Below are 13,267 nucleotides of genomic sequence, written 5' to 3' on the forward strand. Positions count from 1 at the left end.
CCCGCGCGTGATTTGTCAGGCTACCTTGTAAAAGTGCTGCCTTATGCCTTTAACACGCCTCGCTCCGCCCCTACATTAGCGTCTAGACTAGGAGGGTAGTCCAGATGCCGTTGAGCAAACAAGCAATCGACAGCGAGCGCGCGCGGATCGTGCAGCTTGCGCTTGATCTGGTGGACCAGCGCGGCGGTGTGATCGAAATGCAGACTGTCATCGCCGAAAGCGGATTGTCGCGCGCGCGTTTCGATGAAATCTTTGAGAACGAAGACGACTTCTATGATGCCGCGGCGGCGCATTGGCTAAAGCCGCACAATGATGTGATGGAAGAGGTGATGGCGAGCGATCTGCCGCCCAATCGCAAGATCTACGAATTCTTCCGCCGCCGCTTTGTTATCTCGCGCGATCGCTACCGCGAGAACCCGGTCTATTTCGCGATCCTGTGCCGCATGGGCACGGACAATTTCGAACGCATCCGCTCCAACATCGATCTTGCCGATCACTATCTGTGCGAGCTGATTGCCGAGGCTCAGGCCGATGGTTTCTTTACCGGGCTGGAGATTGATGAGGCGCTGTCGCTGATCAACCAAATGGTCAGCATCTACACCTTGCCCGATGCTCTGGTGATGATGGGCGATAAGCTTACGGAAGAAAAACTCGCGCGGATTGTCGACACGATCTTTGCCGGATTGTCAGGCGAAACGGGATCTGGCGCTGGCGGGGTCAACACCCTGCGCATCGCGACTTAATCCTTGCGATCCCTGAATTGCAGCACATTGTTGGGACGCGGCAGCGGGCGGCGCGGTTTGCTATTGTCAGACAAAGCGTACTTCAGGCTCGCCCCGATCATCAGCGTGGATGTCGCGATCAGCACCCCGGCCCAGAACCAATGCGGCAGCCACAGCGCCGCTTCAATCGCGCCCGTATCCGACAGCATGGAATTGCCCCCGATCACCGCGCGCTCAGTAAACAGATAGTCGAAATCGCGCAGCATGCTCATCGCCGCCAGCATGCCCAGAAACTGCAGCGCGAAGCGGGCCAGCCCATCGGGCGCGCGCCACGCGATCACACCGATCAGCGCGCCGACCAGCGGCAGCATCGCCAGTCCCACGCCGGAGCGGACATAGAACACGGTTGAGATCGCAATCGCTCCCGCCAGCGCAAACAGGGCAGGCCGCCAATATCTCGCATTGGCGCTCGCCAGGATCAACGCCGCGCCAACCACGCTGGGCGCCAGCGGACCGCCAGCGGCAATCGCGGCTCTGGTGAAGGGGCCTGCATCACCGTCAAGACGGCTCTCGGCAACGCCTGAACCATCGGCATAGATCAGCAGGCGCTCAAATTCCTGACCGGTCAAAATCGCGGTCATCCCGTGCCCCATTTCGTGGAACCATGTGGTTAGGATCGAGAAGGGATAGATGATGTAATTGCCAAACGGCAAAGCGGGGATGAACAGGATCACCACCACCGCCAGGATGAGTCGCCCGACCTGCTCGGCCTGGCTGCCGGGTTTGACCACAGACTGCATTACTGGGCGCTATCCGATGTTGCTTGGCTGTCTCTCACCCGCCCAACATGGGCAGGGGCAGCGGATTTTTCAATCCGCCAGCGGATCGGTGCGCCCGCGAGGTGCGTCAGTATGTCGGCGCGGCAGGAACGCTATCCTCTCCCTCGGCGCGTTGTTCCTGCAGGATTGACCAGCTGGCAAGGAACAGGCCTGCGACCAGCGGGCCCAGGACAATGCCGGAAAAGCCCGCAAAAGCGATCCCGCCCAATGTCGTGACCAGGATGATCCAATCGGGAATGCCAGTGTCGCGGCCCACCAGGATCGGGCGCAGGACATTGTCGGCCATGCCTATCACCAATGCGCCGGAAAACAGCACGAACAGGCCCTGCCATATATCGCCTACTGCGAGCAGATAGAGCGCCGCGGGCAACCACACGAGAGCCGTGCCCACCGCCGGGATCAGCGAGAGGATCGCCATTACCACTCCGAAAAGAATCGCGGAGGGAATGCCCGCGATCCAGAATGTGATTGCGCCCAAAGCCCCTTGAACCACACCAACAACCAGCGAGCCCTTGATCGTCGCGCGTACGATAGAGAGGAATTTCTCTGCCAATCGGTCTGCGATCGGCCGCTCCAATGGCAGGCTGGAGAGGATCGTCTCGCCCACCCGCTTGCCATCGCGGATCAGGAAGTATGTGACATACAGCCCAATGGTGAAGCTGAGGAAGAAGCCGAGCGCCCCGCCTCCGACTGCTACCGCTTGGCGCGCGATGATCCCGGCGCTTTCGCCGATCACTTCCTGCGCGCGGGCCTGAAGATTGGAAAGGTCGGTCCAGCCTGAGGCTTCCAGAGATTCCCGGATCGACAGCGGCACGGCGGCATAAATCGTGTTGAACCAGGCGGCGATATCGATCTCGCCATTCTGGAAGGCCGCGACCACGGCGGCCGCCTCGTCAATCACCAATCCGCCAATAAACATCGCCGGCAGCAGCACCGCAAATGTGATGATCAGCATGGTGATCCCGGCCGCCGGGTTCATCCGTCCGCCAACCCGCGCCAGCACCCAGCGGTGCAGCGGGCGGAACATGACGGCGGCCAGCGCAGCCCACAGCAGCGGATTAAAAAACGGCCAGACAATCACCAGCAACAAGACGGTGACAGCGGCAACCAGCAATAGGAAGCTGGACTGCTCTAGCGGGGTTTTGTGATGGACTTCGCTCATAGAGTTCCATCTCGGCTAAAACACGGGCGGTTTCAAGAGTCTCCGCGCCATAAGGCCCGTTAGCGATGACGGATGGGTAGGGGGATTGGAGCCGCCGAGCGGCCCCGCTAGCCTCTACACATCCAGGTTCGCGACATTGAGAGCATTATCCTGAATAAACTCGCGGCGCGGCTCCACCACATCGCCCATCAGTCGGGTGAAGATCTCGTCCGTAACGTCCGCATCCTCGACCTTCACCTGCAGCAGCACGCGCGCTTCTGGATCAAGCGTGGTCTCCCACAGCTGCTCCGCATTCATCTCGCCCAGTCCCTTATAGCGGCTGATCGAAAGGCCTTTGCGCCCGGCAGCCAGCACGGCATCGAGCAATTCTGTCGGGCGGGTGATCGCATCGTCACCGCTAGCGGCGACCGGCGCATCATCGCTGTTTTCTTCGCTGGCGTCATCGCTATCGCTGGCGGTGGATTTCACCAGCACATTGGCCGTGCCGTAGACATCCGCCTCTTCGCCAGCGACGCTGTGCATTTTGCGCGCCTCGGCGCTTTCGAGGAACTTCGCCTCAAACAAATGCGCATCGGTGACGCCGCGCCACAGGCGCTCAAAGGCGATGCTGCCATCTTCGGTGCGGCGCGCGCTCCATTTCGCATCGGCATCGCCCGATTGCAGGCGCGCGGCGGCTTTATCGAGCGCTTCGGCAGAGCCGAGATCATCGGGGTTGAACACGCCCGCGAGCGCCATCGCCTCGATAATGGCGGAGTTATAACGGCGCGGCGCAAAAGCGATGAGATTGCGCATGCGAAGCGCATGATCGACCAGCGCCTCCAGCTCATTGCCGCTGCGCTGCGCGGCTCCGCTGTCGAGCACGCGGCCCTGCAATCCGCCCTGGATCAGATAGCGATCAAGCTCGCGGTCATCCTTGAGGTAGACCTCGCTTCGGCCCTTCGCGACCTTATACAGCGGCGGCTGCGCGATGAAGAGGTGCCCGGCTTTCACGATCTCCGGCATTTGCCGGTGGAAGAAGGTGAGCAGCAGCGTGCGGATGTGCGCACCATCGACGTCAGCATCGGTCATGATCACGATTTTGTGATAGCGCAGCTTCTCAAGGTCGAACTCATCGCGAATGCCGGTGCCCATCGCCTGGATCAGCGTGCCGACCTCTTTTGATGAGATGATCCGGTCAAACCGCGCGCGCTCCACATTGAGGATCTTACCTTTGAGCGGCAGGATCGCTTGGGTCTTGCGGTCGCGCCCTTGCTTTGCAGAACCGCCAGCGGAATCGCCCTCGACCAGGAACAGTTCGGCCTTGGTCGCGTCGCGTTCCTGACAATCGGCAAGCTTGCCGGGAAGGGATGCGACCGACATCGCGCCCTTGCGGCTCATTTCGCGGGCGCGCTTGGCGGCTTCGCGAGCGGCGGCGGCATCGATGATCTTCTGGATGATGATCTTTGCTTCGGCTGGGTTTTCTTCCAGCCATTCGGTCATCTTTTCGCCCATCAGCGATTGCAGCGGCTGGCGCACTTCAGAGCTTACCAGCTTGTCTTTGGTCTGCGAGGAGAATTTCGGATCAGGCAGTTTGACGCTGACAATCGCGGTCAGCCCTTCGCGCATATCTTCGCCTGACAGCGTGACCTTCTCTTTCTTGAGTAGGCCGCTGGAGGCAGCATAATTGTTGAGCGTGGTTGTTAGCGCCGCACGGAAGGCCGCAAGGTGCGTGCCGCCGTCGCGCTGAGGGATGTTGTTGGTGAAGGTGAGGACGTTCTCGTAATAGCTGTCGTTCCACTCCAGCGCGACGTCGATCCCAATGCCTTCTTTCTCTGCCGAGACAGAGATCGGATTGGTGATCAGCGCCTCTTTATTGCGGTCAAGATAGCGCACGAATGCAGCGATCCCGCCTTCGTAGAACAGATCATGCTCTACGACTTCCTCGCCGCGATTGTCGCGCAGCAGGATGCGCACACCGGAATTGAGGAAAGCAAGCTCGCGGTAGCGGTGTTCCAGCTTATCAAAATCGTATTCGGTGACGTTTTTGAACGTGTCGTTCGAATGGTGGAAGGTGACGCGCGTCCCCTTCTTAAACCCGTTATCGTCCGGGTTCTGATCCACCTTGGGCGCATCGCCCAGAATTTCGAGGCTGTTCACCGCATCGCCGTGTTCAAAGCGCATCCAGTGCTCTTTGCCGTCGCGCCAGATTTTCAGCTCGAGCTCATTCAGACAGGGCGTTGACCACGGACACACCCACGCCGTGCAGGCCGCCAGAGACCTTATAGGCGTTGTCGTCAGAGGTGTTTTCAAACTTACCGCCTGCGTGCAGCTGGGTCATGATGACCTCTGCGGCGGAGACGCCCTCTTCCTTGTGCATGCCCACGGGAATGCCGCGGCCATTGTCCTCAACGCTGACGCTGCCATCGGCGTTCATCTCGATCAGAACGAGGTCGCAATGCCCCGCGAGCGCTTCGTCAATCGCGTTGTCAGACACCTCAAACACCATGTGGTGCAGGCCCGAACCGTCATCGGTGTCGCCGATATACATGCCGGGGCGTTTGCGCACCGCATCAAGGCCTTTGAGAACCTTGATCGAATCGGCGCCATATTCGCCCTGCTGTTTTTCCGGCCTGGAGCCAGTTTCAGGAGTGTTTTCGGGTGTTTCTGAGGTGTTGTCGTCCATGCCCATCATATAGGCGCTCTGCGGGCGAACCCCAAGCGAATGCAGGGTATAGTTCGAGGTTTTCCACTGTCCGCCCGAAAGCCGATTTTTGGGGCGGATCAGGCTAGGGTTTTGGCGCTTGCGCTGCGCCTATCTTTGCGCTGGAAAAGCGAGCCGGAAATGCACCGAACCACGCCAGATTGTGCGGTGCAAAAGCGGTGCAAGCGCCTCGCGAACTTCCTCGCTGAATTGGCTTTTGTAGCAATCGATCGCACTTGCTGCGGTTTCAACATCTTGCCGTTGATAGCGCAGCCGGTCCGTCACCAACTGCGGGGCCGTGGTCGCCCAGGCTTCAAATTCTGGCAGGTCAGGGCGCGATCCAGCGGGTATGGCGGAATAGAGCAGGTCAGGCCGGCGCCCGTCCATCCCTTGCACAACCTGAGTGACAGCAGCGCTGATCATGCGGTGGTCGCCGTGGCCATAGCCACCATCGGGCCCCCAGGTCATAATCACCTGCGGGCGTTTTTCCGCGATAATCGCCGCAATTTTGGCGAGCGCTTGGCGCGGTGCGCTGCCGGGATCGCGCGGTTGGTCCGCCAATGTGCCATCGCCCAAATCCCAGAATATGGGGTCTTCCAGGCCTAAGGCTGACGCAGCGCATAGAGCCTCACCCTCTCGCAGGCGTGCCAGTTTCTCGCCTGGTTCGAGGCCGCTGGTGCCCGGCCCGGCATCGCCGCTGGTGGCAAAGACCAGGCTGATGTCCGCACCGTCACGGGCCGCACGGGCGAGGATCGGCGCGATCGTCACCTCATCATCTGGATGCGCGAGTATCACGAGAATGCTCGGTCCCCCGACACGGCGCAGGCCTTGCGGCGCGTTTTCGGGCACCAGTTCGCCTTCTTCTTGCTGAGCTTGGTCCTGCTCCACTTGGTCTTGCGCCAGTGCAGGCGTGGAGAGACAAGCAAGCGCTGCACAAGTGAGGCTAGCCTTTGCGGCATTGATCCATTGCTGTGTCATAGGTCTTCAGCGCCTTTCGCGAATGTTTGGAGCATTCTTGCAGGCAAGCCTTAACGGATTGTGCCACCATCTTGAACCATTGCGCGGCGCGCGTTGGCCATTAAGGTCCGCCGATATGACAACCGACACAATGCTTGCCCGTCTGACGCAGCCCTACGGCTCTTTTCCCGAAATCCTCAGCGCATGGGCCGAAATCCAGCCCGACAAGCCCGCACTGCTTGATGAGCAGGGCTCGGTCACTTGGGCCGAGCTGGATCAGCTGACCGCAAGGCTGGCAGCGCGGTTGGTGGAGGCTGGGCTGGAGCGCGGGCAATCGGTCGCGATCCTTGGCACGTCCTGCATCAATTACGCTTTGGTGTTTCTGGCCGCCGTGCGTGCGGGCGGTGTTGCTGCGCCGCTGACGACCAGCGCGTCGTCTGAGCAATTGGCGGGGATGGGACAGGATTCCGGTGCGCGGCATCTGTTTATTGACGGCGTGAAGGCGGATGAGCTGGGCGCTGGGTTTCTGCCAGAGTTTGAGCACGTGCCGCTCGAAGACGTCCGCAGCTGGATGGCGCCTGCGGGCACCCCTGCACCCGCATTTGAGCCCGATCCCAAAGACGCCTTCAACATCATCTATTCCAGCGGGACGACCGGCATTCCCAAGGGAATCGTCCATTCGCATCAAATGCGCTGGCGGCAATTTGCCACGACCGCTGCCTCTTATCTGGAAGCGGGGCTGGAGGTCCGCTCGCTCGCCAGTACGCCGCTTTATTCCAACACGACCATGGTCGCCTTTCTGCCGCCGCTGCTGGCGGGCGGGACAGTGCGCATTATGGGCAAATTTGATTGCGAGCGCTGGCTCACCCACGCTCAGGCGGATCGCACCAATGTGACCATGCTGGTCCCGGTGCAATATCAGCGGCTGATGGACTTTGCGCAGTTTGATGACTTTGATCTCTCGCCCATCGCGCTCAAATATTGCACTTCTGCGCCGTTTTCCGCTGAGCTGAAGCGCGAGGTGCTTGCGCGCATGCCGGGCGGGCTGATCGAGATCTATTCGATGACCGAAGGCGGGGTCGTGTGCCTGCTGGCCTGTCACGAGTTTCCGGACAAGCTGCACACAGTCGGGCGGCCCGCGCCCGGCAGCGAGCTTAAAGTGCTGGATGACGAAGACACGCCCGTGCCCGCTGGCACGCCGGGCAATCTTATCGGGCGATCCCACACCATGATGGCGGGCTATAAAAACCAGCCTGGCAAAACCGCCGAGGCCCAATGGACCGATCCAGCAACCGGCGAGGCGTGGATGCGGATGGGTGATATTGGCCGCGTTGATGAGGATGGCTTTGTCGAGCTGGTCGGGCGGGCCAAAGACATGATCATCTCTGGCGGGTTCAACATCTATCCCAGCGATCTGGAGGCGGAGCTGGAGAAAGAGGCCGACGTGATCGAAGCAGCCGTGGTCGGGATCGAGTCAAAGCAATGGGGCGAGACCCCGGTTGGCTTTGTGGTTCTGGAAGGGACGGCGCGCGATGTGGCTGAGATATGCGGCGCGGTGAACGCGCGGCTGGGCAAGACCCAGCGCGTCTCAGCGCTCTATGTGATTGATGAAATGCCCCGTAGCCATATTGGCAAGCTGCTCAAAACGGAGCTGCGCGAACGGGCGGAACGCTTGGCGGTGAGCGCCGCGCTCTAAGTTCTATTCGCCCGTGTCGTTGTTAACCGCATTATACCAAGCGGCAGCGCCGATTACTGCGCCAACCAAAATAACTCCGCCGATCACGAGGAAAGTTTCACCGGTGTTGAGATTGTTCTTCGTATCGGGCGCGGCCAAAGGTTGGCCGTTGATCATGAAACGATCACTGCCATCCAGTGTAAAACCCAGCCGCCGTTCTTGCCACTGAGTTTGATGACTGCGGAGTGTAAAATCGAGTTCGCTTGATGCTGTTCGCGAGCGAGTGATTAGCTCCACTCTCGGCGCGGTTTGTGTGCGATCGGCCGAATGCCCGAGTGGAATGGTGATCGCAGCGGCAACCTGCGTCTCTCCCTGTGCTCTATCCAAAGCGGGATTGATGGATTGCGCCGATCCGGTGGCAGGCATCATTGCGGCAATTGTGAGCAATGCAGCTCTTGTGACGATGTTTGGCATGTTGCCCCGCTCTGCCTGAGATATGATCCCATGACGCTACGGCCACGTGACTCATGTGTAAAGCGATGCTTCGTAAGGGGGAGGGGGATGCGCGGCCACCAGCCTTTCAGGGGGGTCAGGGGGTGAGCCGGTGACCGCGCATTGTGTTGGCTCAAGTCAGGGTGGTCTTGAGCTTACACTATGATGTTCGCGGGGTTTGCCGATTGGGTTACAAGCGCCTGCGGACTTTTTTCATTTCCCGTATCTTTTCGATCAGAGGACTGAAAAGATTGGGAAATTATTTTCAGATTTTAGACGAGAATAGCCTGAAACGAAGCGCCGCTTACGGCGAGGGCAACGGTCAGGGCGAGAATTTTCTCAGAGATAATACGCATTTTGAATTCCTTGAAATGGGGTCTTTAACTTGGTGTCGGCGGTTAGTTCGCAAAGGTCGTAATAAAGTTACATGACATCATGCGTTCATTACGTATCCTCGACCACATATTTCGCAGGACCTCAGGCGCAGGGGGTGCATCGCGCCGCATATGCGCCGCAATTTCAGGCCGTCCCGGTCAATATGCAGATCGCAGGCAATCGAGACGCGGCCGCCAGTTGGGCCGAGGGGAGGCCCTGAGGGAGGACAAGCTGGCCGCGTCTCTTATGCCTGTGCGCTTATCGCCCCCTTCGCACGGGAAGGGAGGGTCCGCATCATGCGCTCGGGGTAGAGCGCTGGCGGGCGGGCTGCGTCCGGCTGGGCCGTACGGCGCGATTGCTCGCGCCTCAGGCTTTCCGCGTCCGCTGGCTCGCATGGCCCCGTGACCGGGGGCGATAAGCAGGCTGGCGATGGCTAGCGGGGGAAGCTTGGCCATCACCTGTGCGACAACGAAGGGAGCGGGAGAGAAGGCTCGGTTCGTTGCTGCAAGAAGCAAATGGTGTTTCATGCAATCGAACACAAATGCCAAAATTCGCAAAACGTTTGCGTTTTTTGCAACATATTTGATGCACGCTTCGCATGATTGCGCAAAGCCGCTCGCGCGCCACTAGACTTGGCCGCAGCCGCTGCTTAACCCGGCCCGCATGTCAGACACCCATACGCCCGATTCCATCCTGATCGTCGATTTCGGCAGCCAAGTGACCCAGCTGATCGCGCGCCGCGTGCGCGAGGCCGGGGTCTACTCAGAAATTGCCCCCTTCACCCAGGCGGAAGAGGCCTTTCACCGGATGAAGCCGAAGGGCATTATCTTGTCGGGCTCGCCAGCGGGCGTACCGGATGAGGGTAGCCCGCGCGCACCGCAGGTCTTGTTTGATGCAGGCGTGCCGATCCTGGGCATTTGTTATGGTCAGCAGGTGATGTCGCACCAGCTCGGCGGTGAAGTGCGGCGCGGGCACGAGACCGGCGAAGGCGGCGAGTTTGGCCGCGCGTTCCTGACCGTCACGAAATCCTGCGCTCTGTTCGATGGCCTTTGGGCCGAGGGTGAGCGCCATCAGGTGTGGATGAGCCACGGCGACAAGGTCACCAAATTCGCCCCCGGCTTTGAGATTGTCGCGACCAGCGACGGTGCGCCCTTCGCCGTCATCGCCGATGAGCAGCGCCAATATTACGGTACGCAATTCCACCCAGAGGTCGTCCACACGCCCGACGGCGGCAAGTTGCTCGCAAACTTCGTGCACAAAGTGTGCGGGCTGGCGGGCGATTGGACCATGGCCGCTTACCGCGAAACCAAGATCGCCGAGATCCGCGAGCAGGTTGGCTCTGGCCGCGTAATCTGCGGCCTTAGCGGCGGGGTCGACAGCTCCGTTGCTGCGATCCTGATCCACGAGGCGATCGGCGATCAGCTGACCTGCGTGTTCGTCGATCATGGCCTGCTGCGCCTTAACGAGCGCGAGCAGGTCGAGAGCCTATTCCGCGATCATTACAACATTCCGCTGGTCGTGGTGGACGCGGAGGAACGCTTTATGGCGGGCCTCGACGGCGTCTCCGATCCAGAGGCGAAGCGCAAATTCATCGGCGGCGAGTTTATCGCCGTGTTTGAGGAAGAGGCGAACAAATTGGGCGGGGCTGATTTCCTCGCGCAGGGCACGCTCTATCCCGATGTGATTGAGTCCGTCTCTTTCACTGGCGGGCCATCGGTGACGATCAAGAGCCACCACAATGTCGGCGGCTTGCCAGAGCGGATGAAGATGGAGCTGGTCGAGCCGCTGCGCGAATTGTTCAAGGATGAAGTGCGCGTGCTGGGCCGCGAACTGGGCCTCGACGAGCAATTCGTGGGCCGCCATCCTTTCCCGGGGCCAGGCCTCGCGATCCGCATTCCGGGCGAGGTGAACAAAGAACGCTGCGATATCCTGCGCAAAGCGGATGCGATCTATCTCGAAGAGATCCGCAACGCCGGATTGTACGACGCGATTTGGCAAGCGTTCGCCGTATTGCTGCCGGTCAAAACCGTTGGTGTGATGGGGGACCACCGCACCTATGACAATGTCTGCGGCCTGCGCGCGGTGACCAGTACCGACGGCATGACGGCAGATGTCTATCCCTTCGACGCCAGCTTCCTAACCGGCTGCGCAACCCGCATCGTCAACGAAGTGCAAGGCATCAACCGCGTGGTCTATGACTACACCAGCAAACCGCCGGGCACGATTGAGTGGGAGTGATGCGTAAGCTCCTGAAATTACTGCGGCACCCAGCCTATATTGTCGCGGTTTTTCGTCGCGCATGGTCGATACTTAAAAATGATCGCCAGGCCGAGCTGCTGGCTACCAGAGACATTCAAACCGAAGTTAAGAAAATCGGAGCTCCCCCGACATTCCTTTTGAAAATGAGGGCATATGAAGCTGAGCTTTTGCTCCGCACCGGAGAGCCTGCGCAGTCTCGTGCGCTATTCCTCGAAGTTCATAAGGAATGCAAAGATCAGGATGATCAGCTTGCAAAGCACCTGATCTATTACACACATTATTGGCTTTCCATGCTGGACAATAAGTTCTCTCAGGCTGACTATTGGGCCTACCGCGCACAGCAAATGGGACTGTCTGGGACGGGGTCGACTAGGCTTCCCACACCGCCAGTCCCAAAAGACGAGTTCGATAAGGAATTTGAGCGGATCGAAGCTGAAATTGCGAAGGAACTCGCTCAGAAATAGGACCTCAAATCGGTCAAAACTCAGTTTCATAAGCCCATGCCCACCATCTTCACCCACGCCATTGTCCCGTTAGCCATCGCTGCTGCTGCTGGGCGGGGGCGTATTTCGCCTAAGCTTGCCATTGCCGGGGCGGCCTTTGCGATCCTGCCGGATGCTGATGTCATCGGCTTCCCGCTTGGGATCGATTATGCGCATGAATGGGGGCACCGCGGCGCGACGCATTCGCTTGCCTTTGCCGCAATATTTGCCGCCGCCACTGCGTTGATCTGGAAAGAGGCGCGAAGTTTGGGCGCCTGGGTGTTCCTCACCTTGGCGATGGCCAGCCACGGCCTGCTCGATACGCTGACCAGCGGCGGGCTGGGCGCGGCATTGTGGTGGCCGTTTGACAATGCCCGCATCTTTGCGCCTTACACGCCGGTGCGGGTCTCGCCGATTGGCGCGGATTTCTTCTCCGCGCGCGGGGTGGTGACGCTGGTATCAGAGCTTAAATGGATCTGGCTGCCCTGTATCGCTGCGGCGCTGAGCGGTTGGATCATTCGGCGGAAAGCACGCGCTTAGGCCGCGAATTTAACGCCGGTCAGCTCTTCTGATTTGACCCACAAAGCCTCGGCCAAGGCCTCATCTCGGATATGCGGATAGACGCCGGAGCCGCGCGGCGTGTCCTCACTCGCCATCGCGCCAATATTGCAATCCTCGCAGTAGACCCCGCCCATCCCATCGAGCAGCGGCGAGACGGCGCACCAAGTGCTGGTCGCGGCGCCTTCCTCGGTGGATTTAAACGCCTCGTGCACGTTCCCCTCCTCGTCATACCAGCCCATGGCGACTTGTTCTTCCATTGTTAAATGGCGCTGGAGCGGGGTGGCGATGCCGCCGGGATGGACGGCAAAGGCGCGCACGCCGTGTGGCTCGCCGAGTTTGTCGAGATGGAGCGCGAACAGCGCATTGGCGGACTTGGCCTGACCGTAAGCGAGCCATTTGTCATAATCCCGCCTTTCAAAATTGAGGTCATCCAGGTCCAGCCCATTGAGCCGGTGTCCGATGGATGAAAGCGCGACAACGCGGGCACTGCCCGCCGCCTTCAGCATGGGCCAGAGCCGCGCGGTCATGTGAAAATGGCCCAGGTGGTTGGTCGCAAATTGCGCCTCATATCCGCGCTCATCGCGCGCCAAGGGGCAGGCCATGATCGCGGCATTGTTGACCAGAATATCCACGCGGTCCGTGTGCTCGGCCAGCGCAATTGCAAAGGCGTCGATGGAGCCGGGCGCGGATAGATCCAGTTCCAGGATCGCGATCTCGCCCGGCATATCGGCCAAGACCTCGCGCGCTTGTTCCGTTCGGCGCGCACCGACAATTACCTTCGCCCCCGTGCCAGCAAGCGCCCGCACGGTCTCGGTCCCAAGCCCGGAATAGCCGCCCGTTACCACCACCACTTTGCCAGAAAGGTCGATCCCGTCCGCCACTTCGCGCGCAGTTGAGCGATATCCGAAGGGGGAGGTGATGGGGGCTTGGGCGGATGTCATCAGGCAATTCTCCTATGCGCCGTATTATTGGGCGGTCCCAATGTCGGACCAGCAACTTCACCGTGCCATGAATGAAGCGCGCCAGCGAGTCGCAATTGTGAGGCCGCTATGCAGGGCCGCTT

At 60.1% G+C, this 13,267-nt stretch carries 10 protein-coding genes and 1 pseudogene; 5 read left to right on the plus strand and 6 right to left on the minus strand.

Going from position 1 to position 13,267, the window contains the following annotated elements; translation table 11 throughout:
* Positions 1 to 104 precede the first annotated feature (104 nt).
* A complete protein-coding gene (locus tag AC0V6U_RS15500) occupies positions 105 to 743 on the plus strand; it encodes a hypothetical protein (RefSeq protein ID WP_472644025.1) in 639 nt (212 codons plus the stop codon).
* On the opposite strand, the gene AC0V6U_RS15505 is transcribed toward AC0V6U_RS15500, so the two are convergent.
* The 4 genes and pseudogenes from AC0V6U_RS15505 to AC0V6U_RS15520 form a co-directional block, all read right to left on the minus strand.
* On the minus strand, positions 740 to 1,522 hold the full coding sequence (locus AC0V6U_RS15505; protein ID WP_472644026.1) for a M50 family metallopeptidase: 783 nt from the start codon (positions 1,520 to 1,522) through the stop codon (positions 740 to 742). The two genes, AC0V6U_RS15500 and AC0V6U_RS15505, sit on opposite strands and share 4 nt — an antisense overlap.
* A 106-nt stretch (positions 1,523 to 1,628) precedes the next feature.
* Complete coding sequence (locus AC0V6U_RS15510) at positions 1,629 to 2,723, minus strand: AI-2E family transporter (protein WP_472644027.1); 1,095 nt, start codon at positions 2,721 to 2,723, stop codon at positions 1,629 to 1,631.
* A 114-nt stretch (positions 2,724 to 2,837) separates the two neighbouring features.
* A pseudogene (gene gyrB, locus AC0V6U_RS15515) lies at positions 2,838 to 5,385 on the minus strand (DNA topoisomerase (ATP-hydrolyzing) subunit B).
* 129 nt (positions 5,386 to 5,514) lie between these two features.
* Entirely contained in the window at positions 5,515 to 6,381 is an 867-nt protein-coding gene (locus AC0V6U_RS15520) for a PIG-L family deacetylase (RefSeq protein ID WP_472644028.1), read from the minus strand.
* 115 nt (positions 6,382 to 6,496) lie between these two features.
* On the opposite strand from AC0V6U_RS15520, the gene AC0V6U_RS15525 reads away from it, so the two are divergent.
* Positions 6,497 to 8,056, plus strand: a complete 1,560-nt coding sequence (locus AC0V6U_RS15525; protein ID WP_472644029.1) for a class I adenylate-forming enzyme family protein — start codon at positions 6,497 to 6,499, stop codon at positions 8,054 to 8,056.
* A gap of 3 nt (positions 8,057 to 8,059) precedes the next feature.
* Here the strand turns inward: AC0V6U_RS15525 and AC0V6U_RS15530 are convergent, their stop codons facing one another.
* Positions 8,060 to 8,509: a hypothetical protein gene (locus tag AC0V6U_RS15530; RefSeq protein WP_472644030.1), complete on the minus strand. Its 450-nt coding sequence runs from the start codon at positions 8,507 to 8,509 to the stop codon at positions 8,060 to 8,062.
* 1,056 nt (positions 8,510 to 9,565) lie between these two features.
* On the opposite strand from AC0V6U_RS15530, the gene guaA reads away from it, so the two are divergent.
* Genes guaA through AC0V6U_RS15545 form a run of 3 tightly spaced genes read left to right on the plus strand, consistent with a single transcriptional unit; the run spans position 9,566 to position 12,183 of the window.
* On the plus strand, positions 9,566 to 11,140 hold the full coding sequence (gene guaA, locus AC0V6U_RS15535) for a glutamine-hydrolyzing GMP synthase (protein ID WP_472644031.1): 1,575 nt from the start codon (positions 9,566 to 9,568) through the stop codon (positions 11,138 to 11,140).
* On the plus strand, positions 11,140 to 11,625 hold the full coding sequence (locus AC0V6U_RS15540) for a hypothetical protein (RefSeq protein ID WP_472644032.1): 486 nt from the start codon (positions 11,140 to 11,142) through the stop codon (positions 11,623 to 11,625). Before guaA ends, AC0V6U_RS15540 begins: the two co-directional genes overlap by 1 nt.
* 36 nt (positions 11,626 to 11,661) lie before the next feature.
* Positions 11,662 to 12,183, plus strand: coding sequence for a metal-dependent hydrolase (locus AC0V6U_RS15545; RefSeq protein WP_472644033.1), 522 nt, complete (start codon positions 11,662 to 11,664; stop codon positions 12,181 to 12,183).
* Here AC0V6U_RS15545 and AC0V6U_RS15550 read toward each other — a convergent pair.
* The gene (locus AC0V6U_RS15550) at positions 12,180 to 13,145 is read right to left on the minus strand and encodes an oxidoreductase (protein WP_472644034.1); all 966 of its coding nucleotides are present in this window, start codon (positions 13,143 to 13,145) and stop codon (positions 12,180 to 12,182) included. The genes AC0V6U_RS15545 and AC0V6U_RS15550 overlap by 4 nt on opposite strands.
* Positions 13,146 to 13,267: the final 122 nt, after the last annotated feature.

Source organism: Erythrobacter sp. W36, assembly GCF_057364935.1.